Here is a 24,108-nt window from a genome sequence, read left to right on the forward strand (position 1 = left end):
AATCACCATTTTTGTGTCTTTAATATTTTTTGAACAATGAAAAAGGATAGCAGCAAAAGGATTGCAATTATAGCGAGATTAAATACAATTTTCTTAAGATAATTCTTTCTTAATTGTATTTGCTGCTCCATAATCAAATACTTTTTTCTTTCTTTAATATCAGATTTGGTTGGAGAATAAGCAGATTTTGTCCCATTATGATCAATAAATTCTATTGTATTACCAGTAGTAAAATAGTAATATTGTGCTGCAGATAGTCTTTTATATGCACTAATATTTAAATCAAGAACCTCTCCTTCAATCTGCTTCAATTTTACCTTATTTACTTTTACAATTTCTGAATCATTGATCAATAACAACCCTAAAACAGGCCTACCATATGATACTAAACTGAAAAGCAAGCCAATGAAAATAAGTATTAATGCATTCGCACCTTTCGGCTCTATTTTGGTTTTATAAAATAAAATTCCAAAAAGAAAAAGGATTAAGGACAAAATAGGAAATGCGTAAAAAATTACAACATTAAATATTTTTGAGTCTTGGAAGAAAGATGATATTTCACTTACATTGTTAATTAACACAACAGGGATAAAAACAATGAAGAAAGAAATTTGAAAGAACTTAATAATTTTATTATTCATTGAATATATTTTTCCTCAACTATTAATCTGAAAGTGTTTATAACTATTGACAACGTAATTCATTAATTTCATTTGCATGGCTTGAGGATGGAGACAAAAGATCCCATGTGGCTCTAACAATTCCTACACCAAGGTAAAGAGCAACTGCCGATTTATCATGAACAATTCTTTTAAGCTCAATTTCGATCAATCTCATTTCTTCAAAGCTTTGTGCATTCCTAAGTTGATCTCTGTAGAATTTTTCTTGTCTACTAAGATCCATATATGTAGGCATCCAAGTAATTACATCACTTGCATATGATCCAATTGTAAATCCCGCTAAAAATAGACCGTAAGCATTCACGGGGTACTTTGATGGTCCGATTGGCTTCGCAAGTCCCCGAAATCAATACACAAAAGTAAGGCTCCTAACCATCTGGAATAATTCAAAATAAATCTAGATTTTTCTTTTTGGCTATGATAGGGTGCTTTTCATGGCACTCAAAAGACCTTTTTCGGAACTCGATTGGCAACTGACGCCAGAGCCGGTGCGTCATTACATCATGGCTCTGGAACGGACGCTTTTCGATATGGAACAGCGGATTGCACTCCACGAAAAACGGCTCGAGAAGCTCGAGGTTCGGACCCGGAAAAATTCTCACAACTCCAGCAAGCCACCGTCTTCCGATCCACCTTTTGCGAGGAAGAAGAGAAAGCAAAAAAAGAGCAAAAAGGCTAAAGGCGGTCAGAAAGGCCATAAGCCGCACCAGCAGCAAGTGCTGGACCCGACCGAGAGCTATTGGTTGACCCCGCAACGTTGCTCATGCGGGCATTCGGCTTTCGATCAGGAAAAGATGAAAACGTTTTACGTACATCAACATATTGAGCTTCCCGAAATCGAAATGCAAGTCAATCACTATCTTCTCCAGCAATGCGATTGCCCTAACTGCGGTAACGTGGTCAAAGCCATGCTGCCACCTGAGATGTCCACCGGTTACGGTCCTCGTTTTACCGCCTTTATCGGTGAACTGAGCGGCATCAAGGGCATGAGCCGAAACGATGTCAAAAAGTTGTGCGAATCTGTATTAGACATTCCCATTGCCACCGGAACCATCCAGAAAATTGTCGACCGCACCTCAAATGCGCTATTGCCAGTCTACGAACGCATCGGCCAGATCGCCCGACGCTTTTGGTGTAACTACATCGACGAAACATCCTGGTTTAAGCAAAATGATCTGCACTGGCTGTGGGCCATGGTAAATGAACGGGTGGCATTTTATCGTATCGACCCACACCGGTCTAAGGAGGCCTTCGAAAACTTAATCCAGGATTGGAACGGCATTCTGGTCAGTGATGGATACGGCCTATACCAAAAATGGGTGCACCGCCAAACCTGCCTGGCTCACCTGATCCGCAAGGCCGATGCCCTGACGGAAAGAAAGAAACCCGACCTTCGCCGCTTCGGAGAAATCGTCGCCGCCTGGCTGAGGCAACTGGTATCGTTTGCCAAAGAACCTCCCGACTCAAAACAGTGGTCGGATTTTTATACGTTCTTCTTGTTCACCGTCTCCCTTTGGGAGGAGGACAAGACCGATGCTGGTAGACTTGCCCGTCAGATCGTACGGGAAATGGACAGTCTGTGGACCTTTCTCGATCACCATGGCGTCGAACCTACAAATAATCGCGCTGAGCGGGCCTTACGTTTTGGTGTGCTGTGGCGAAAACGCAGTCTGGGAACCCAAAGCGAAAAGGGTAATCGGTGGGTCGAGCGGATCTTGTCACTGAAAGAGACCTGCCGTTTAAATGAAAAGCCCACGTTCCCATTTCTCGTGGAATGTATTGCTTCCTACTTTCGTAATATAATGCCTGACCTTTCCTGGATTTGATTCATACGGGAATATCCCGTGAACGCGTACAATAGACCAACCTCTTTTGCAATTTTCCCATCAGGATCAACAAAGTTCACCGGATTATTTTGGACCATCGCATAGAGGTTTATCCCCCCAACTTCTCCCAACGGATCACGAGTCAACCACTTACCAACTCCCGGAGCATAAAATCTGTAGCCGTAATAATTCAAACCAAGCTCTGAATAATAGCGCTTGGTAGAGAACTGAAACGGCTGATCCAGAGCACCGGTTTGGGCCAGCACCTTTCCGAAACTAACGTACCGGTAGGCGACAGCGACAGCGGAGGCCGTATCCAGCACGGCAGAAACATTGCCCTTGCCGTCGTAGTAATACGTATAATCCATACCACCTTGGCGCATATTCAGCAATCCGCCGATCCCGCCACCCATGTGCGCGCCCCAGGTATATTCGCGAGTAACCTGATTGGCACTGTCTCGCTCCTGAAGCGCCAGCAATCCATCGCGGACGATGCGGATATCATCCACCAGCGAACTGTTTTCGTACTTCTTTATCTGTCCGATAAAATTGCTGGCGCTGTAGGCAAACTCGGTCTTGTACGTTGTCCCTCCATCCGCATACTCGATGGACACCAGCCGGTTCTCCGCATCGTATGCTGCGGTGAACGGATGGCCGGCAGGTGTATATCCCTGGATCAGGTTGCCTGCGTCGTCGTAGGCTAGTGCCCCGGTGGTGCTGTCGCTGGTCATCTGCTCGACAACATTGTGCGTGTAGGTGGTCACCTGATCGGCGGCAAAGCTGATGCCCGGCCCGTCGGTGACCGTTTCCGAAGAGATCTGGTCCGGATGCTCGGTGTCGGCGTAGGCATAGTCGAAACGAGTGATGGGTTGCGAAGAACCATCGGTGTTGATCAGGGCTGTGAGGCGTTTGAGCGGATCGACGTATTCGTAGGTTGCCTGTCCGTTTTCGGGACCGGTGAGGCTTTGGATGCGCGGGTCGGAGCCGCTATATCCGTAAGTGAACGTTCGGGTATCGGCCTGCACGGAGGTGACTCGGTTCAGATCGTCATAAACGTATGAAAGGGCGCGGCCAAGCTGGGGACTGACGCCGATCCTGCGCCCCAATTTGTCGTAAGAATAAGTCAGGGTGTCGTTGTCCCAGGGGCCGTCAATCGTGTGCACCCGAGAATCGTCGTAATAGGTGTAGCAGGTTGTGCCCAGCCCGTCCGTAACAGTGACCAACCGGTCATAGTCGTCATATTCGAAAGTGACCGCAGGCGTATCGTCCGAATAGCGTTTGGCCACCAGCTTGCCGTCATCGTAATAATAATCGCTGCGGATGCCGCGCGGATCGATCATCCGATCCAGGCGGCCGTTCTTGTCATAGGCATACTGGATTACCCGGCCATCGGGCCAGATGCGCCTGGTCAGGCGGTTTTCCCGGTCGTATTCAAAAGCGGTCCGGTTCCGATTGGGGTTGGTGAAGCCTGTCCAATTACCGTTGGGATCGTATTCGTATTCGGTGGCCCCGCCTTCGGGATTGGTGATCCTGATCAACCGTTCGAGGGCATCGTAGTCATAGGTCGTGGTTCTTCCGGCGCGGTCGGTGATGCTGTCCACCAGACGGGGGCAGCAACTGGAATAGGATGCCTGAACCGTATGGCCGTCCGGGTAGAGTACCTGGGTGATATGGTTCAGATCGTCGTAGGAATAGGTCAGTGCGATGCCGGCCGCATCCGTGGCGGTCTCAACCCGCCCGACGCTATCGTAGGTATATTGGGCGATGGTCTGCCCGGCCCGCGTGATCTGGGAGAGGCGACGGGCACCGGGTTGCCCGGCTGGATGATAGGCAAACTCGGTAAAAATGGTGTGATCGTCGTGGATCTGGGTACTCGAAGTCACCTGGCCGTAACTGTTGTATTCGATGGGATCGATCCGCTTGCCGACCATGTCTTCAATCGAAGTGATCTCATGGTAGGCGTTATAGGTCAGGGTCACCGATCCCAATCCCGCACGGTTGATTGCGGTCAGATCCACATCGTTGGCCGGATCGTAAACAAAGGTGGTGACCGCGCCGACCTCAGGGGTGATCGAGGTCAGTTTGCCCATGGCGTTGTAGGTGTACGATGTCGTATTGCCGTAGCTGTCGGATTCGCTCAGGACCTCGCCGCTGTCATAGTCGTGGGTCTTGGTGACCTGGCGGCCTTCGGGATAGAGGATCGTTTCGATCTCCTCGCGGGGGCCGCGTGCGGTTTCTGCAACGTAATAATACAGCGTTTTGGGAACGGCATCCGCGCTATTGTTCGTGGTGGAATCCACATATTCCACATAGTGCCGGGGGCTTACATGCCAACCATACCCCACAAGCCCGTTGTAATAATACTCTTGCTTGTTGCCCAGCGGGTCCGTGACGGTAATCCGTTTATGGGCGCCCAGGCTCTCCCCGGAAGCGGGGTATGTGGCAGCGTTCGCACCGCCGCCGCCTTCGATTGAAAATTGGGTAATCCCGCGTTCGTTTTCGATGGCGGTCAGGTTGGCATCGCCATCGTAGGCGATTGCCGCCCAAATCCCCCCCATGTCCGTGATCCGGGTGAGCAGATCGCCGGTATATTCGAAGTCGGCATGGCGGCCGAAGGGGTCGGTAACACGGATGACCTTGCCGTCCGTATAGGTCAGGGAGGTTACCTGGCCAACGGCATCGGTAATCGTCTCCAGCTGCCCGCTGGTGTTATAGCCCATGGTGAGGCCAAGCCCTCGGACATTGCGTCTTTCCACCAAATGCGGGGTAGTTAGACCGGACCCGTCCGGTATCCTGAAAACAAAAACCAGGTCCATGGGGGTGCGGACCTCGAAATGGTTGTCGTCGATCTTGGCCAACCGGTTGTATTTGCCATACGGGCGTGTATAGCCATCGCTGCCGTCCGGCGTAAAGAGATCTATCCGACCATCGCCCATGACGACGGCAACTTCACCGGATTCTGAATCTTCTATAAGATAGCTGCCATATAAGAACCGCCATTTGCTGCCGAAAGGCTCTTGCCCGGTAATGGTTGCCCGGGAATTGTACGTGAGGCGAAAATAGACCGCCGGCCCGAAGGCGGGCTTGTGCCACACAGGCATGTCCGATATCAGGACATTGAAATTAAGCGGGTTTACGAACCACCTTGGCGCACCACCGCAATCGTCTTCATCTTCATAATCATCCAGGCCCAGTTCGCCCTCGGCTGACTCTACCTGGGGAATGGCTGGTGCGTCGGTACCGCCATAAAGTGATTGAGACACAGCCTTTGATAGAACATTAAATCGCCCACCAGCCTTCTCGAGACTGGCGATGAATACACCGCTCCATACGCTTTCGAACCGATCCAGCGAATGAAGAATATGTCTTTCTTTCTGGGCGTCATAAATCAAAACCCGATCCGTAAAAACGCGATCCAGGACAACGAAATGCCCGCTTGAATGGCCTTTTGCCGGATTCAAATAAACGATAGCCGGCAAGGGAATCGCATCGATGGGGCGGGTCCCTTTTTTATACGCCTTGAGAAAAATGCCATGGCTTTTCGATAGCTCAACCAGGCTCCGGATACTGCTTCCCATCAAGGATGAAGGCAGCATTTCCCTCACCCTATCGGCGGATGAAGGATATCCCTGGATCTCCAAAAGATGCGCCAGGGAGCGGATGCCGCAATTCACCCGCTGTAATCGGAATACGCCAGAAAACTCATCGGGCACGTTTCGGTCGTAGGCCGCAGCGGCGAAAGATCCCGAAGATAAGAAAAATACAGCGCCCAATAAAAAAAGAATTGCGATTTTGGCTTTCATACTGCCTCCGGTATGACCGTCATGTGTGGCTCCAAGACAATTTAGCATTGAGTAATAGATGATCATCTCTATCATCGACATCCATCATGCCAGTTGCTTTCTAAAGGCCTTCCATCCGGTTTTTTCTCATCAGTGCGAGCTTTCCCAACCCAATGAGCATCAGCATCCCTATGAGCAGGAGATAATGATTGGCAGCCGGAACGGGTATTACTCCAGGAGAACTGCCCGCATCGCCCGGGTCGGTTCCTTGCGCGATTTCATCACCATCCGACGATCCGTCTCCGTCTGCATCCGGATCCAGGATGTTGATCAGGCCATCCGAATCGATATCTGCATTCCATGAATCGCCCCAATAGGTTTTTTCGTCGCCGTCGTTCAAACCGTCTGCATCACTGTCCTCGATTTGCGGATTCAGGCCATTCTCGTATTCCCAGATATTGGTCAGCGTGTCCGCGTCACTGTCCTCATTTTCCATGAAGTCGGACAGCCAGTCGGAGTAATCGACGACACCCCTGCTGGAACTCCAATAACCATCAAGAATACGATAAACGTCCACCCAGTCCTGGCCCCAGTAATTATAGCGCCCGTCCACATCAAACTCGTTTTCGTTGTTCAGGTCGTAAGCTCCCAGGTTGCCATACAGGTTGTTATAGTTCAGCACCGAACCGTCACCTGCCTCCAAAAGTATACCCAAATAATTGCCGTGAATGTCGTTGTAATACAATTGAACCGGCGCGGAGGACTCAATATACATCCCATAATCGCCGTTGCCTGTTACCGTATTGAGGGCGATCGGTGACTCAAGCGGATCAGTATCAGAATTTCTCCAATAAATACCGTAGCCGCCATTGTCCATCACCGTGTTGCCCTGCAGTTCAACAAGAACGGTGTTTCCAACACTGCGACAATAAATACCGTCTTCGGATGCGCCGCTGACTTCATTGTTATTGATCATCAGGCTGCCATCCCAATTCCAAATTGAAGTACGGATACCATACGTACCTCCGCTGATCGTATTGCCGTCGATTGCCATGTCTATATTTGAAGCGTCTGCGGAGGCATAGATGCCGTATTCGGCGTTATTGGCAACGGTGTTGCCGTCGATGGACAGATCCGAGCTACTGGAATTAGAATTGTACACATATAGCCCATGCCCTTCATTGCCCAATACCGCGCTTGTACTGATATGACCGGTCAGTTCCGTGCCCGAGTCCGATACATATGCGTACAGCCCGTTGCCACCGCCATACGATAGTTCGGTTCCGTCCAGGGACAGCGCCACCGTGGCACCGCCGCGTGCATCGATCCAGATACCGTCGTCCGCAATGTATTCAATGGCGGTATCGGTCAGTGTCACCGAGGCGGCATGGCCGTTGTTTGCCGACACCGACACCCCCACCTGTCCATTGGAAACCTCACAATTGGAAAGGCTCACCGTCGCATCGTTCGCTTCGGCCACGACGCGGATTCCGTACCAGTCGCCACGGGCTGCTGTAATCGACGAAGAATCGAATACCACCCCGTCGGCGATCAGGGTACCGTAAACGATCAGTTCCGCCTGGGATGTGCTGGCACCGCTGGTGGTGTCATCCTGGTTGACGGCAAAATTGACTTGCGCGCCGGGCTCAATGATCAGGGTCGTTCCGACGGGCACCGTCACATCTCCGGTAACGGTCCATATACCCGACCAGGTTTCATTCCCGCTTAAGGTTCCGGATATTGTGGGCAGGCTTGTATCCACCGTCACGGTCACCCCGGTGCCAGGCGTCTCCACCACCGCGCCCGCATCCGTGGCACGGGACTCGAGGGTATAGACGCCGTCGCCCGCCAGCGTAATCTCTCCGGTCCAGGTTTCGGCGCCGCTCATCGGCTGCCAAGTACCGCCTCCATCAACACTGATTTCCACGGCATCCACACCCGCCGGCGCGTACGCTACGCCGCTTACACTTATCTGAGTATTGCCAAAAGTGCTGCCGTCCACCGGTGCGATGACAAACGATACCGGACCCGTCGGCAATACCTGGACCGTATCCAGCCACGGTTCGTAGTAAACCCTGCCAAGGCCGGGTTCATCGAAACTATCGAAAATCCGGGTGATGTCCTTCGGGTTGCCACCGCCGGTCATCTCTGTCGTTGCGCCGCTGCCCCAGTAATTGTAACGCGCATCCACTGGCGTTTCGCTGCCGTTGACCAACTCGTAATCGCCCAGATTGTCATAAATACTGTTGTAGTACACTGCGGCCTTTGTGCTTGACTCAATGTATACCCCGTATCCACCGTTGCTTGTTAGCGTGTTGAACGTGATCAAAGACTCTATCAGGCTGGAGCTATAGGCGGGAGAGCAGTGAATTCCGCTGCCGGCATTGTTTGTAACCGTGTTGCCATGTATCTCCATAACCAAAGCCGAAGTACTGGCATTCGACAGTCCCCGAATCCCGTGGCTCCCGTTATCGTGGACATAGTTGTCTATCACCCGTGGTTCAAACATACTACCCGACAAAGCATAGGCGTATATGCCTTCGTTGGCGGCACCATTCACATCGTTGTTTGAAATTGTCAGACTGCCATCCCATCCCCACGAGTACAAATAAATGCCGTTGGTACCGCCGCTAATCGTGTTACCGGAGATCATAATGTCCGTCAGGTAATTGTTGCTGGCTCGTGTGTATGCATAGACGCCGTATTCAGCGTTGCCTTCGATAACGTTGCTGTCGATGGAAAGATCCGAGCGGCCGGAACCGTAATTTTGCACGTACAAACCATTTGCACCGTTACCAGATACCGTTCCCCAACTGATGTGACCGGAAATCACCGAATCGTCCCAGTATGCATACGAATATAGTCCGTTGGCCCCGTTGTCGGACAGCGTTGTACCGTCCAGCGACAGCAATACCGTGGCACCGTGATCCGCTTTGATCCAGATACCGTCGTCAGCGCTGTCGTCGATCGTCGTATCGGCCAACGTTACTGCAGCCGTATGTGCGCCGTACACATTCACCTTCAACCCCGTCTGCCCGTGGGAGATCGTACTATTGGAAAGGTTCACTGCCGCATCGTTCTCTTCGGCCAGGACCCGGATTCCGTACCAGTCTCCCGCTGTTGGCGTGGCCGACGAGGAGCTGAATACGGCCCCGTTGGCAATCAGGTTGCCGTAAACGATCAACTCGCTTTGGGAGGCGCTGGCTCCGCCGTAGGTGTCGTCATTTAGGACCGGAAAACGGACCTCGGTATCCAGTTCCAAGGTCAATGTTATCCCCGCAGGCACGGTCACATCGCCGGTGATTTGTACCGTACCGGACCAGGTTTCGTCTTCGGTCAAGGCCCCCGAAGTGGTGTACGCGCTTGTGTCCACCGTCACGGTCACACCGGCACCCGGTGTTTCCATCGCCTCATCCACGTCCGTTGCCCGTGACTGGAGCGTATGGGCGCCATCGCCCGCCAACGTGATTTCACCCGACCAGGTCTCGGCGCCGCTCATCGTCTGCCAGTTCGCACCACCGTCATCGCTGACCTCCACGAAATCGATCGCCGCAGCCGACACCGAGATTCCCCGCACGCTCACCCGGGGATTTGCTATTGTACTGCCGTCCACCGGCGCGATAACATGCGAGACCGGCCCCGTCGGCATCGTCTGGACCGTATCCAGCCACGGCTCGTAGTAAACCCTGCCAATGCCGGATTCATCGTAAATATCGTAAATCCGGGTGATGTCCTTCGGGTTGCTCCCACCGGTCATCTCTGCGGTCACGTCACCGCCCCAGTAATTATGGCGTGCATCCACAGCCGATTCGTTGCCATTGGATAGTTCGTAATCGCCCAGGTTACCGTAAAAGTTGTTGTAATGCACCGACGAACCGTCTTCGGCTTCCACGTACAGCCCAATATCTCCGTTTTCATGAATGTCGTTATAGTAGATCTCGGCAGTCGAATTGGACTGGGAGTAAATTCCAAAGGCGCCATTGCCGGTAACCGTGTTGAGGGTGATCAAGAAGCTCTCCGAAACATGATCGCAATAGATACCGCTGCCGGTATTGTCGACCACCGTGTTGCCCCGCACTTCCATTATCAAACCCGAATCGGAAGCCCCCGTATAGCCGTGAATCCCGTGTCCCCCGTTATCGTGCACATGGTTGTTCACCAGCCGGGGGCCGGATGTGCCGTTTCTCATGTAATAGTAAATGCCGTCTTGTAAACTTCCGCTCACTTCATTGGCGCCGATCCACAAACTGCTATCCGATTCATCTACATACAGGTATACGCCGTATTCCCCGTTGGCATCGATAGTGTTGGTGTCGATGGATATATTTACAGCGCCGTCATACAAGAAGTCATCGGCGTTGTCGGTGAACACATACAACCCGTTGCCCCCGTTGTTTGACAGCGTGCATCCGTTTACCGACAGATCCAAGGTGGCATCGTTGTCCACGTCTACCCAGATGCCGTCGCCCGCACTGTTGCTGACCGTTGTGCCGGTCAATGTCACCGTGGCCGTATGCCCGTTGTCCGCCACCACCGACAACCCCACCTGGCCATGGGACACCGTGCAGTTGGAAAGGCTAGCCGCGACATCGTTCTCCTCGGCCAGGACGCGGATACCGTACCAGTCGCCCGCTGTAGGTGTGGTCGATGAAGAGCCGAACACCGCACCGTCGGCAATCAGAGATCCGTACACGATCAGTTCAGCTCTGGATTTACTGGCGCCGCTGATGTTGGTATCCTGGTGGACGGTAAAAATGATCTGCGTTCCGTCTGCGATGGTCAAGGTTTTACCCTCAGGCACGATCACATCGCCGGCAACCGTCACCGTCCCCGTCCAAGTTTCATCCTCGCTCAAAGGACCCGAGGTGGTTGGCAGACCCGTGTCAACCGTCACATTCACACCGACGCCCGGCGTTTCCTCCACATCATTCGCATCCGTGACCCGGGACAAGAGCGTATAAGCGCCACTTGCCAATTCGATCTCTCCCGACCAGGATCCGGCCCCGTTCATCGTCTGCCAGCTCGCACCGCCGTCATCGCTGACTTCGACATAGCCCAGGCCCGCCGGCGATACGGCAATACCCTTTACCTGGACTTGGGTGCTACCAAAAGATGTGCCTTCAATAGGGGTCAAGAATTTGGAAATCGGACCTTCAGGTAAAGAGATCTTTGACTGGGACCAGTCTGAATAATACACTCTGCCTTTTTCTGCATCGTCGAAATAATCGTAAATGGAATAATTGTCTTCAAGGCTGTCATAATTGGGGTATTGGAACAAAACATTGCTGCCCCAGTAATTGTGTTGGGCGGATACTTCAAAATGGCTGGCATTAAAAAGCTCGTACCTGCCACGGCTTGCATAAATATTATTGTAGTGAACGGCGGCGTTATCATCGACTTCGACGTACAAACCGATTCCATCGTTTTGGTGGATATCGTTAAAAAACATTTGCGAAAGGGCGGTGGCTTGGACGAAGACCCCGTAATCACCATTGTTCGTGACGGTATTGAACATTACATGTGGTTCGATCTCATACCTGCTATCGTTATCCCAGCGGGTAATGTATAACCCGCTGCCGGCATTGGAAGTCACCGTATTGCCCCGCACGTCAAGGAAAAAAACCTCTTCGTCGGAAACAGAGTATCCTCGGATTCCGGTGCCGGCATTGTCGTGAACATAATTGTCTATGATCCTGGGTTGGCAATTGTTAAAGCTGTCATCCACTGCGTAACAACAAATGCCAATATCCGTGCAATCGCTCACCTCGTTTTTGGATATCGTCAAGCTCCCCAGCCATTGATTCCATCCATCAAGAGCGATCTCGATACCCCTTTTGCATCCGCTGATTGCATTGCCATCAATTTCCATGTTTGTATATGAATCTTCTGCGTAGGCATAAATACCGTATGCATTGTTGTCGGTGATGGTATTGCCTTCGATGGACAGGTTCGAACGGCCGGAATCGTAATTGCGCATGTATAGCCCATGCCCGCCGTTGCCCGAGACCGTGCATGTGCTAATATGACCGGTAATTTCTGTGCCCGATTCAGTAACATTTGCGTATAGCCCATCATCTCCGTTATCAGACAGCACAGAGTCGTCCAGCGACAGCGACACTGTGGAATTGCCACTCAGCTCTAGTTGTATGCCGTTGCCGGAATTATCGGAAAATTCCGAATGGTCGATGACCATGTCAACCGACTGGCCGATATCGGTTGCCGACAATCCGTTAGAGGCATAAAAAATCCGGCAATAGGTCAGATCGATGGTTCTGCCCACCGATCCGCCGGGCATCTGGATACCGCCCCAATCGCCGGGCGCCGCTTCAGTGGCATTTCCGTCGCCATTCGTGTCACCTGCGTAACGGTCATCTCTTTCCGAGGTAAAGATGATGGGCATCGCCGAAGTGCCTTGGGCCATTAGCGCGCCGTTGACAACCAAAGTGGCGCCTGCTTCGAATTTGAATACGGTTCCCGGCTCGATGGTAAGGATTGCTCCGGGATCGACGGTCAAAGTATTTTGTACCGTATAGGGACCGGATGCCCTGGCAAGGGTCGTATTCTGAGAATAAACCTGGTCGGTTAGCACCGTTCCCGCGTGACCGAATGTGGTAAACGACCAGACCGGACTGCCGGTGCTGGTTGCCCCGTGATTGTCACGGGCGATGATCTTCCAATAGTACGTGGTGTTCACGGATAGCGCGCCGACGGAATAAACGGTTCCGCTATGGTTTGCGGAAACAAGGGGCGGCGTGGGTGAGGTTCCAAGATAGATATCGTAGTCGGCAATGTAATCTCCGGCATTGGGATCGGTTGCCGCATCCCAACTCAGGTAGGCATTGCCCGCCACGATTCCGGCATCGTTTGCCGGCATCCTGTAAACCGGCGCATTCGGCGGGGTATTGGATGTGGTAAACTGCCATATGGGGCCTTCACTGGTATCGCAGCGGGAATCACGGGCCTTTACTTGCCAATAGTAGGTTTGAGACGGTTCCAGGGCGTCAAGTGACAATACCGATGCAGTGGTTCGTTCAAAAAGGGCGGGCGGACTATTCGTGCCGAAATAGATCTCGTAGGACACCGCATCGCCTGTATCCGGGTCACCACCGGACCATTGAAGCGTTGCGGATAAAGGATCGACAGTACTACTTCCGTCCATAGGGGTCGGGTTTGAAGGCGTGTCCGGTGTTGCATTGGCTGGTGATGATACCAGGGCGATATGCCGGCTGAAACGATTGCCCATCAGATCGTAAGTATAAATTACAGCGGTGCCATCATCGTAGACCGTTTTAACCAGCCGGTTCATGTCATCATACTGGTATGTAAGGGTACCCGAAGCCATGGCCTCGAAACATAAGATAAAGACCAGGAAAACGATCGTGATGAATGTCCTGCCAAAAACGGTCTGAATCCGCATGCTATCCCCCCGGGATATATTGATTGTGCAGCATTAATTATCTACCCGTACTTTAAAGGAGAAAATCCCCAAATGATCTTCAAATGTTCTCAGGTTAATAGTGAAGATACGGTCTCCGTTCGATATGGTGGTCGTATCGATTGTCTGGGATGCCGGCAGCGAAGGGTGCGGGCTTTCGATCAGCATCTTCCCGTCGACGAATATGTACAATTCGAATTTTTCCCGTTCGAGTTGTCTAAGATTAACATCCTTGCCCGCAAAAACCTGTAGTTCGGCCTGCCCCTCGATGATTGGTATGCCATCCGCTGTTTTTTTTCCGGATTTAAAGGCTGCGTTTAGAAGCATGTCATGGCAAAATTCTCGTTGGTGCAAAGCATGCAGATTAATGGTGCTGCCCACGGGCGGTTTGATCGGAAAGCGCTTCTTGAGTCCTTTATAATTATAGGAGCGGGGATTGGAGCCGTTCAAAAGGATTGAATTCTCGGGCAGGGAAAACGCATCCAGATAGATTTCGAAGTGCTCCTTTTTCCAGACCTCTATCAGCCCGTTTACGTCTTTTCCATCCCAGGCAGCATGGTAATCCCCCTGACTTCTCGGCACCCATCCAAAAAGGCTGATATAGGCAGGCCCACCTTCCTTCTCTCCTATCCGCATCTGGCAGAGAGCCGGTTGATCCAAACGATAACTGACTTGCTTTGTCTGTGCATTGTATGAAATATCGTGACCGTTAAGCGTCAATCCCCACGGCGTTTCCGAGGGGTTGTAAATTTCGCTGCCCTGTTGGCGACTGCGCACCTTGATGATCGGAATATACGCCCCGGTGGGGCAAAGCTGACCGTTATCGTCGCGCCCGTCCCAGGTCACTTCATGTGTTCCGGGATTCCCTTTCTCGCGATCAAAAAAAGTCTTAACGATTCTGCCATTCAAGTCACAGATGAAAGCACTCATGACAACTTGTTTCGTTTGGTGCCATCGGATCCGCGTTGTCCCGCCGCTGGTACTATCTAAAGTCGTGGGCTGCACCGATACCGAAATCAATAAATCGCCCGCATAGCCATTTACATGCAGCAGCAGCAAAACGAACGCTAATAAAAGGATAAAGCGACATCCAGCAGGATGGTCCAAATCTGACTTTTTTCTCATTCTATCCTTCCCTTGTGCCTTGGCGGCGTTAAGCTATTCAGCGGCATGCCGAGAAATGAGTGCTGAATATCAGCGCTATTTTGGTTTCGATTCGTTTTCCACCTACCTGCCCCTGCCGCCAGTGTGGCAAACCAGTCTGTTAGGCGCATGATCGGCCGATAAGGCCTCGTCTTTTTGCATCTGTCGCGACCTGACACGCCCATTTCGGATCGTCAGCATGCGATCCACCAGGTATTCGGCTTCGGAAACCAGATGGGTAACAAATATGCAGGTCATGTTCATTTCCCGGGCAATCTTTCGAATTTCCAGTAGCAGCCTGTTTTTCAACTCCGCGTCAAGGCCTGAAAAGGGTTCGTCCAAAAGCAGTATTTCCGGTTCCTGGATCAGTGCACGGGCCAGGGCCAGGCGCTGTTTCTCTCCCCCGGATAGCTGGTGGGGATAGGCTTTTTTGAACGCGTCCAGCTTCACCCGGGACAACGCCGCCTCGATTTTTCCGTGGCGTATTTTTTTGTTCGACAGATCCGCCCCCACAGCAAAATCCAATTGCTGCCATACCGTCATGTGGGGCCAAAGCGCCAGTTCCTGGAACACCATGCCTACGGATCGATCATACGGCGCGGTGAGTTTTTGGGGCGTGCTGACCAGTTTGCCGTTTATCCGGATTGTGCCGGCGTCCGGTTTTTCCAATCCCGCCAGCAAACGCAACAGGGTGGTTTTCCCGCTGCCGGAAGGTCCTAACAGCGCCAGGCATTGCCCGGCCGGAACCCGCACGGATACGTCCGCCAGTATGGTTCGATCTCCCAAGCCCACCGACACCTTATTGATCTCGATCATGATTATCCTTTTCGGTTCATCCGTCTTGCCCGGCTGCCGCTATCCGAAATGGGCGAAATTTTCTAACGCCGAAAGCAAGACCTGTAGCCACACTTACATTCACGAAAACAAGAACCAGCGCCATGGCGGCCACCACCTGATTGGCGCCATAGTGCATGAGCGTGTATATTTTCAGGGAAATGGAGCCCTGGCCGGGAGGAATGACCAGCAGGGTCGCGCCCAATTCTCCCATGCAAAGAATGAACGCGATGATCCAGCCGGCAACAAGGCCGGGCGTAGCCAGAGGCAATTCAATCGAAAGCAGACGTTTCCACCAGCGCTTTTCCATGAGCAGGGCCGCATCCTTGAGGCTGCCACCGATCTGCTTGAGGTTTGCGTTCGATGCCCGTACGGCAAACGGCAAAAACCTCCCCACATAGGCAGAAATGAGAATCCACGAGCTTTGATAAACAATCTCGGTAGCCGGCCGATTCCAGCAGTAGATCAGCCCGATCCCAAGGGCGGTGGCCGGGAAGGCCAGCGGCACCAGGGTCATGTAATCCAGGCCCGCAGTGCAGAAAGATGGCTTGTTCTCAATCATCTCGGAGAGAAAATAACCCAGCAGAACGATGACAGTCGCGGAAGCCAGCGAACGCCCCATGGTAGCGGTCACTTCACTAAGAGAATTGTTAAAGACAACCTGGTAGCTCTCCGGAAAGCCGGCCCGGCTGATCAGCACCATGATGGGAACGATCACCGATACCGTAATAACGAGTCCGAAGAAAAGAAAGGCTATTGGCCAGGCACGGCCCAACTCGAACGTTACCGCTTTGCGGCTGCCCGTATCCAAGGTGACATAAGACCGGTTACCCATGAAACGCCGCTGCAGTCCCAAAAGGATAAGCCCGACAATGATCACCGGAAACGATTGGGCAGTCGCCGCGCCTTCGTTGTAAAAGGCGCTGAACTGGGTTACGGCCTCAACGGGGTAGACATGCACGCGAAGCAGCGCCGGGACACCGTAATCGAACAGGGAAAAGAGAAAAACCAGAACCGCCCCTGAAAAGATATGCGGGCTGACCAGCGGCAGGGTTACTCTTAAAAACACGGTGACCGGCTTGTGGATCAGCCCGGCGGCCTCTTCAAGGCGCCGGTCCATGCTGTCGAATCCACACAAGGCCAGCAGGATGACAAACGGGAAATAGGAAAGCGCCAGGATTGTGGCCGATCCGTAAAGATTGTAAATGTCGATGGTTGCGGTCCCTAAACCGAAGGCACCGGCAATAAATGTTGGCCAGATCCCCTTTGGTCCGAGAAAGGACAGCCATGCAATGGCATGAATGTACGAGGGAATGCAAAGCGGCAGCAGGTAAAGCCATTGCCACAATTTCTTACCGGGGACATCCGTACGCGACATCAGGAAAGCAAAGGGAACTCCCAGCAGCAGGGCCATAATGGTTGCCAGGAAAGACAAGGCCAGACTTTTAGTGAAAAGGCCGATCATCCGGCCGTCGGTAAAGACCGAAATGTAATTATCCACCGAGAACGAACCGTCTACAGCAAACGATTTTCCGAACATCATCACCATGGGCAGCACAACGATACCCAAAAACAGGGCCATGCAAATCATGGAGACGAATTTCGGCTGGCTTCTCATCGTCTTCTCAATCGAATGCGTCGGACAATGGTTATCGGATAAACAACTGCTGGACGAATTTAACCGAAACCTCCATTTCGTCAGCCATTTTCTCAAAATCAACCGGCATGGTCTTGACTTGATCCACGGAAACAAAATTGGCCGGCGTTTCCACCTGTTCCCGCACGGGCATCTGCGCCGAGGGGCAATATGCAAGATCCTTCTCCACATCCCGGCTAAGCAGGTAATCCATCAACTTTCTGGCTTTTGCCGGGTGCGGGCAGTTGGCAACCAACCCAACGGTATTGGGGATTAACAACGTTCCGAGGCCGTCTTTGTCCGGATAGATCGCTTTTATAGGCAAGCCGGCCAAAACACCGGTATTCACATCGTCGGTATCGGTAAAACCGGCGACGATCTCTCCGGATCCGACCTGGTCTTTGACGACTGAATTACCGTCAACGATCTTGATCCGGTTGGCTTTTAATTCCATGAAATACCCTTTCGCTTTCTCCTGCCCCCAAAGGGAGAACAGCGCCGCTACATGGGTTGCCGTGGTGCCGAACAGCGGATTGGCGATGGCCACTTTCCCTTTCCATTCCGGGTTCGTGAGCTGCAGGATGGATGACGGCTGTTCTTTAGCTGTCAGGGCGCTTGTATTCACGACCAGCACTCTGGCGCGGGCCGCAAAGCCCGTCCAATACCCTTCCTTATCCTTGAACTGACCGGGAATATCTTCGGCAGAAGGAGAGTGATAGGGTGTCAACACGCCTTTCCGTTTTAAAATGATGGACCGGATAATCTCGTTATTCCAGAACACGTCGCATTGCGGGTTTTTCTTTTCTGCTATCAACCGGTTAACCAGCCCCGTGGTTTTGGTTGCCTCGATATCGTATACGGCCTTGACCGCAATTCCAGACTCCTTTTCAAATCTTTTGAGGATCGGTTCGGAAAATATCTGATCGAGGGCCGTATAGACCACAACCTGACCTGACGAAGCACTAATAGCGACCGCAGGTATCAGTAAAAAAACGATGGCAGCCATGAACAAGATAGTTTTTTGTTTACGTTTCATCGGTTAAACGTCACTCCTTTATCCGGATCAGCAATTGGTCGAGAAATTGAAAACATTTTTCCAGGCATTGATGATTATTCTCCGATTGGACGATGATATTTCTCAGTGCCTGTTCGATCTCCAGTGCCAGGTCAGATCTTTCTCCGCCCCAATAATCGATTTCGATGCTATGAATGGCTTGGGCCAGTTTATCGATGCCGGGATCATCGATCCGATATTTTTGGACGATGATTTCAAAGGTGGATAAATGGTGGGTCCGGCATAGCGTTGCGTCGGGCGTGTCAAAAGGTATGCCTTCCGGCACTAAACTGCCGTCGGGAAAGAACTTAAACTGGGCTTCTATGTCCACAAATCGCTTGATCAACCAGGCCGATGCGCAACGGTCCGGTTCCATTGCCGTGCCTGTAGAATAAAGATGAGGATTATCCTGGGAATAGACGTGTTGGGCGGGCAGATTTATGCCAAGGAACAATAAACAAAGCATCAACGTAGTCAGGTGGTACGTTTTCATTTTCGCCTACCAGATATAACGGTGAACAATGAGCATGTACAAAACCGCGGGCATGTATCGTCACAGCCGCTGCAAATGAGTTCAATTCAGTTTGTAGAGGGGAAAAGTCGCGAGAGCGCTGTTGACTAATATTCTACCCAAATCCTGGTTAGAATATTATTAGATCCGAATTTTTATTCTTGGCCCGAAACAATCATGTCAGTCGAAGCCATCTATTTCGGTTCAGATTCGGTTGAATAGCATGCATATACAATGGTGTACATATACCGAATTCATCGATCTTCAGCAGTTTTCACAAAAATTTACAGAGGCACCTGGCCATCTATCAATTGTGATAGGCTGAACGAAATAGATGCCTTGACAAGGATGGGTGCAGAATAGATCACAGGACCTGAAGCTATTTGCCCCTTCAGAACATACATGTTACTTGCCTTATGTTGCTGGAAAGTAATTGAAATAATATTTAATTTGAAGCACCACTACATATGGGGGCGGCTGAATTTCCAGCTTATTGCAGATTACATTTGGAAAATGAATCTATCACAGAAATGTGGCGACCTTAGATGTGTTGAGAGAAGCTTGGGTGGGCCAGTCCTGTCAAATGTTGTGATAGACGGATATCTGATACTTAACTCATTTTCAAAATGGGGGTAGGATGGTGATGCTCAGGCGTGGTATTCGACGGCGCCTGGCGCCATCGGTGTCATCCTGCCATCGTGGAGCATCAGGATGCGGTCGGCAATCCGCCCGACCTGTTGCGGGTTGTGCGAAACCGTCACAATCGTGCACTGTTTTTTTAGTTGGATGAGCAGTTCCTCGATGACCCCGGCGGCTTTCGTGTCCAGAGAACTGGTCGGTTCGTCGCACAACAGCACCTCCGGCTCCAGGATCAATGCCCGGGCGATGCAAAGGCGCTGCTTCTGCCCGCCGGACAGGTCCAGGGCGCTCTTTTCCAGACGGTCTTTCACCTCTTCCCATAAAAAAGCCTGCTCCAGGGCCGTTCGTATCTTCTCCTCGATGACCGCTTTGTCCTTCAGGCCGGCCAGCTTCAAGGGGAAGGCCATATTTCTGGCGATACTCATCGGCAACGGGTTGGGCTCCTGGAATATCATTCCCACCTTGCGGCGAAGAAGCGGCAGGGGCAAATCCGCTGAAAACGGTGAGAGCCAGCGGCCGCCCAGCCGAATCCGGATGTCTCCCTCCATCCGGGCGCCGGGTACGTCGTCCCAAAGACGGTTGAAAAGGCCGAGGAAGGTGGACTTGCCTTGTCCGGACGGCCCCATGACGGCCGTGACGGCGTGCTCGGCAAACGTCACCCGGATGTCCTTCAATACCGGGTTTTGCCCATAGGAGAAGCTGACCCCTTCGACGATTATTTTATCCCGTGGTTGCATCGAACCCGCTATAGCACAATTCATCGCGATCTACAGTCGGAAAAGTGACCGATAGGTGAGGCTTCGCTGGATCGAGTAGGCCAGCATGAAGAGCAGGGCGCAGGTTGCCATCAGAATGAGGCAGGCGCCATACCCTCGGGAGAGTTCGGCAGGGTCGGTGTATTGGCTGGAGATATAGTAAATGTAAAACGGCAGCGCCTCGAATGAAGACAAGGGGGAACGCGGCACGCCGGCGGTGGCGACCACACCGGTCAGCATGATCACGGCGGTGTCCTCGGCGCATCGGCCGATGGCGAGCATAATGCCCGAGACAATGCCGGCCAAAGCGCGCGGAACCAGTACGTGAACGATGTTCTGGAGTCTGGTGGCCCCCAGGGCGGGAGCGGTTTTGCGGATGGTTGCCGGCACGTTTTCCAGGGCCACCTGGGTGCTGCGGATGACGTAGGGCAGGACCAGAAACGCCAGGGACATCGCACTGATGAGCAGGCAGGGGCCGATCCTGCCGGAAAAACGCTGGTGCAGAAAAATGGCGACGCTGAAACCGAACAGGCCGATGACAATGGACGGAATGCCGGCCAGTAAATCGAAGAAAAAGCCGAAAAGCCGTTTGATGGATGGACTTGCGTATTCGGCCAGATAGATGCCCGCGGCCACGCCGGTGGGTACGGCAAGGGCGGTCGACCCTGCCACAAGAAGAAGGGTGCCGGCAAGGGCGGCAAAAATCCCGTCAAAGACCCGTGCGCGACCCAACAGGGCATCCAGGGGCGGTACCGCGCCGAAGATGAGCTCCATGCCAAGGCCGGGAAGCGAGTTGATCAGCAGATAGCCCACAAACACCAGGACCACCGCACACAGCATGGCGGTCAGGGTCCAGGAAAGCACGAGAACCGCTCTTTCGGCAATATTCCGGATCACGGCGTCACCGTCCTTGTCGATTGAGCAGCCGCACGCAGGCGACGGCGGCGGCGGTAAACAGGTAAAGGATGATGCCGCAGGCGAAAATGGACCGGAATTCGAGGCTGTCGTAATCAGCGGCCTTGACCAGGGCGATGTGTGCGGTCAGCGTGCGGGCCGGGTCCAGGAGGCTTTCGGGTGCGGCGACGGCGTTGCCGGCCAGCATCAGGGCGATGAGCGTATCCCCCAGGGCGCGTCCCAGGGCGAGGATGAACCCCGATGTCATTCCCCCGAGGGCCTTGGGCAGCATGACGTACAGCAGCCGCTGCACCCGGGTGGCACCGAGGGCTTTGGCCGCCTGGCAGTACGCCGGGTCGACCGCCAGCAGGCTGTCCGAGAAGAAGAGGATCATGGTGGGGCTGATCATGACGGCCAGCATGAACGCGGCCGCAGCCACGCTCATCCCCGGCCCGCCCAGTCCATTGCGAACCAGGGGGACCAGCAGGAAGATGCCGACAAAACCGTAAATCACGGTGGGGATGCCGGTCATGAAGCGGACCAGGGCCCATAACCAGCGGCGCAGGTCCGGCCCGCCCAGGCTCGTGATGACGAAGGCCGTGCCCAGTGACATGGGCAGGGCGATCACGGCGGCCGAAAAGGCGATCCAGAGGGTGCCCGAAACCATGGAACCGATGCCGTACCCCCCCTGGTGAGGAGACCAGGGGGTGGAGAATACGGCAAGAATAGATACCTCCCTGAAAACGGGCCGGCCCAGGACGATCATGAAAAAAAGCACCGACGAGGTCATGAGCGCGCTGGCCGCGGCACACAGCATGAATATCCGCTCGGCGGCTTTTTCCCCGAGATCGCTCATTTCACCGGAATAAACCCCTTGGCAGCAGCGATCTGCTGCCCTTCCGGGGCAAACAGATAGTCGATGAACAGGCGGGTCAACCCCGTGGGTTCGCCCCTGGTGTTGCTGTAGAGTCCGCGTGAGACCCGGTATTGATCGCTTTTGACGGTTTCGATCGTCGGCACCACACCGTCCATGGCGACCGGGGCGACGCTCGCGTCCATGTGGCCCACGGAAACATAGCCGATGGCATAGGGATCGCTGGCGACGGCGGTTTTCATGGCCCCATTGGAGGGAATGAACAGGGCTCTGCTGTAGATGTCCCCCTTTTCCAGTGCTTTTTTCCAGAAAACGGCGCGGGTTCCGCTGGCTTCGTCGCGCGTGTACAACGTGATTGAATGATCGGCGCCGCCCAGGGCGGCCCAGTTGTCCACCTTGCCGGCGTATACGGCCTTCAATTGCTCCTGGGTCAGGGATCGGACGGCGTTCTCCGGGTTGACCACGGCGCCGACGCCGTCAATGGCCCATTTGAACATGGAAAGCCCGTAACGGTCGATCTCTTCCGGGGTGGGTTTGCGTCCCGAGTTGCCGATGTCCACGAGTCCTTCGCCCACCTGCTTGATGCCCACACCGGAACCGCCGCCCGCGATGGTGATGACGATATCCGTGTTGTAGGTCATGATCCGTTTGGCCACTTCCTGCATGACCGGGATATGGGCCGTGCCGCCGGCGATCCGGATCGTTCCCTGTTGTCCGTTAAACGCGTCCAGGGCCCCGGCGAGGCAGGGAGACGCCATGAAAGAAAGCCCAAGAAAAACAATCGCCAATCGAAACCATTTTTTTGCCATCGTCTTTTAACTCCTTATATGTTGTTTTGCACTTTACCCATGGATCCGTCGCCCATCCGTTTCGCCTTAAATACTTTCTAAAAGCGCATCGATGCGTGTTCTGAGTTGCCCGGTGTCGCTGTCGGCGTAATCGGTTTCGACTTTCAAAAAGGGCAATCCGTGCACCGCCTCTACGTGCCGGACGATCTTATAGGATTCGACGCTGTAGGAATGGCAGGCCTGCAATACGAAGTCGACTACCGCATCCGGCTTGAAGCGAGTGATCATGTCCGACAGATCCTCCAATCGCCGCTGGTTGGGCGTCATGCAGGCACAGGGAATCTTCAGGTAACGATACGCCATGGCGTCGATGGGGTCACCGCTTTTTTCTTCAAAAACGCCCATGAACGCTTTCATGCCGGTACATGCATCGGGTGCCACCACCATGCCGCCGGCCGCTTCGATCACCTTGAAGATTTTCGTGGCATCGCCGCCCACCGGACAGCCGGTGACCAACACCCGTGGCGCGCCCGGTTTGCCGAAATGGAGCCCCTCCCGCGCACGTCTTTCCAGTATGTCCAGCAAAGGTTCCAGCACCGGGGCCATCTCCTGTCCTGTGGCGGCAATGGCTAAAAACCCAACATCGTACATCTCCTTCCAGTGAAGCACGGGCGGCGACAGCGCCGCATAATCGAATATTTTGCGCATCAGCGCGTTCTTCCGGTTGGCCGCCTGGATCGACGCCTCGATCGTCTCCTCGTCCGCTTTCCGGCCGAAACGCGTTTCGAGAAAGACTTGCAGTTTCAGAATCATCCGCTTCCAGTTGCGACGAGCTTCAACTTCATCGGGAACCTGGGGCAGATCCATGACATGGGTGGGTTTGATATCGGCGATAAGCTCGAACATCTTCTTCTTGCCGTCACAGGTGGTTTCGGCGATGACGGCTTCCGACATGGCATAAAAAGGGCAAGTGCCTTCGATAATGAAGCCGTAGCTCGATTTGATCAGCGGGCACAAATTGGATGGCAGCACTGTTTCAGCAGCGGGAATGGGCACCTTGGAAAAGGCGCACAACACCGCTGGAACGATGCCCATGGCCTGGATCAGCTCAATGGGCGCATAACCGCAATAAATGCCGACCACCGGATCGCCGTTTTTCTTGCGACGCTGCGTGTAGTTCAGCACCCGCTTGGCGGGCTCGCCGGCATAGCCGTCATCCATTAGGGGAGTGATATCCATGGCGTTTGTCTCCATTTC

15 protein-coding genes are annotated in these 24,108 nt (G+C 53.1%); 1 reads left to right on the plus strand and 14 read right to left on the minus strand.

From position 1 onward, the window contains the following. Positions 1-2 precede the first annotated feature (2 nt). Together DSCA_RS12470 and DSCA_RS12475 are read right to left on the minus strand one after the other, a co-directional pair. Entirely contained in the window at positions 3-641 is a 639-nt protein-coding gene (locus DSCA_RS12470) for a hypothetical protein (protein WP_155316741.1), read from the minus strand. Positions 642-684: 43 nt separating this feature from the next. Further along, the gene (locus tag DSCA_RS12475; protein ID WP_155316742.1) at positions 685-984 is read right to left on the minus strand and encodes a hypothetical protein; all 300 of its coding nucleotides are present in this window, start codon (positions 982-984) and stop codon (positions 685-687) included. A 130-nt stretch (positions 985-1,114) separates the two neighbouring features. Between DSCA_RS12475 and tnpC the strand changes: the two genes are divergently transcribed. Next, positions 1,115-2,506, plus strand: coding sequence for an IS66 family transposase (gene tnpC, locus DSCA_RS12480; RefSeq protein WP_155314961.1), 1,392 nt, complete (start codon positions 1,115-1,117; stop codon positions 2,504-2,506). Here the strand turns inward: tnpC and DSCA_RS12485 are convergent. The 12 genes from DSCA_RS12485 to DSCA_RS12540 form a co-directional block, all read right to left on the minus strand. Then, a complete protein-coding gene (locus DSCA_RS12485; RefSeq protein WP_167527741.1) occupies positions 2,467-6,309 on the minus strand; it encodes an RHS repeat domain-containing protein in 3,843 nt (1,280 codons plus the stop codon). The genes tnpC and DSCA_RS12485 overlap by 40 nt on opposite strands. A 100-nt stretch (positions 6,310-6,409) precedes the next feature. Next, on the minus strand, positions 6,410-13,705 hold the full coding sequence (locus tag DSCA_RS12490; protein ID WP_155316744.1) for a right-handed parallel beta-helix repeat-containing protein: 7,296 nt from the start codon (positions 13,703-13,705) through the stop codon (positions 6,410-6,412). A gap of 33 nt (positions 13,706-13,738) precedes the next feature. After that, positions 13,739-14,848 carry a flagellar hook assembly protein FlgD gene (locus tag DSCA_RS12495; protein ID WP_155316745.1) on the minus strand — a complete coding sequence of 370 codons (1,110 nt, stop codon included), beginning with the start codon at positions 14,846-14,848 and terminating at the stop codon, positions 13,739-13,741. A gap of 102 nt (positions 14,849-14,950) precedes the next feature. Next, entirely contained in the window at positions 14,951-15,682 is a 732-nt protein-coding gene (locus DSCA_RS12500) for an ABC transporter ATP-binding protein (RefSeq protein ID WP_155316746.1), read from the minus strand. Between the two features lie 16 nt (positions 15,683-15,698). Then, positions 15,699-17,318 (minus strand): ABC transporter permease, encoded by a 1,620-nt coding sequence (locus DSCA_RS12505; protein WP_155316747.1) that lies wholly within the window; start codon positions 17,316-17,318, stop codon positions 15,699-15,701. A 31-nt stretch (positions 17,319-17,349) separates the two neighbouring features. Then, positions 17,350-18,372, minus strand: coding sequence for an extracellular solute-binding protein (locus DSCA_RS12510; RefSeq protein WP_231716465.1), 1,023 nt, complete (start codon positions 18,370-18,372; stop codon positions 17,350-17,352). 10 nt (positions 18,373-18,382) lie between these two features. After that, positions 18,383-18,766 carry a chromate resistance protein ChrB domain-containing protein gene (locus DSCA_RS12515; protein ID WP_167527742.1) on the minus strand — a complete coding sequence of 128 codons (384 nt, stop codon included), beginning with the start codon at positions 18,764-18,766 and terminating at the stop codon, positions 18,383-18,385. A 782-nt stretch (positions 18,767-19,548) separates the two neighbouring features. After that, entirely contained in the window at positions 19,549-20,277 is a 729-nt protein-coding gene (locus DSCA_RS12520) for a phosphate ABC transporter ATP-binding protein (protein WP_155316749.1), read from the minus strand. Between the two features lie 30 nt (positions 20,278-20,307). Further along, a complete protein-coding gene (locus tag DSCA_RS12525) occupies positions 20,308-21,192 on the minus strand; it encodes a PstA family ABC transporter permease (protein ID WP_231716466.1) in 885 nt (294 codons plus the stop codon). Between the two features lie 4 nt (positions 21,193-21,196). Then, on the minus strand, positions 21,197-22,045 hold the full coding sequence (locus DSCA_RS12530; protein WP_155316750.1) for a PstC family ABC transporter permease: 849 nt from the start codon (positions 22,043-22,045) through the stop codon (positions 21,197-21,199). Continuing rightward, positions 22,042-22,872, minus strand: coding sequence for a phosphate ABC transporter substrate-binding protein (locus DSCA_RS12535; RefSeq protein WP_155316751.1), 831 nt, complete (start codon positions 22,870-22,872; stop codon positions 22,042-22,044). Before DSCA_RS12535 ends, DSCA_RS12530 begins: the two co-directional genes overlap by 4 nt. 66 nt (positions 22,873-22,938) lie before the next feature. Next, on the minus strand, positions 22,939-24,090 hold the full coding sequence (locus DSCA_RS12540; RefSeq protein WP_155316752.1) for a double-cubane-cluster-containing anaerobic reductase: 1,152 nt from the start codon (positions 24,088-24,090) through the stop codon (positions 22,939-22,941). Positions 24,091-24,108: the final 18 nt, after the last annotated feature.

It is taken from the genome of Desulfosarcina alkanivorans, assembly GCF_009688945.1.
Classification (GTDB): Bacteria; Desulfobacterota; Desulfobacteria; order Desulfobacterales; family Desulfosarcinaceae; genus Desulfosarcina; species Desulfosarcina alkanivorans.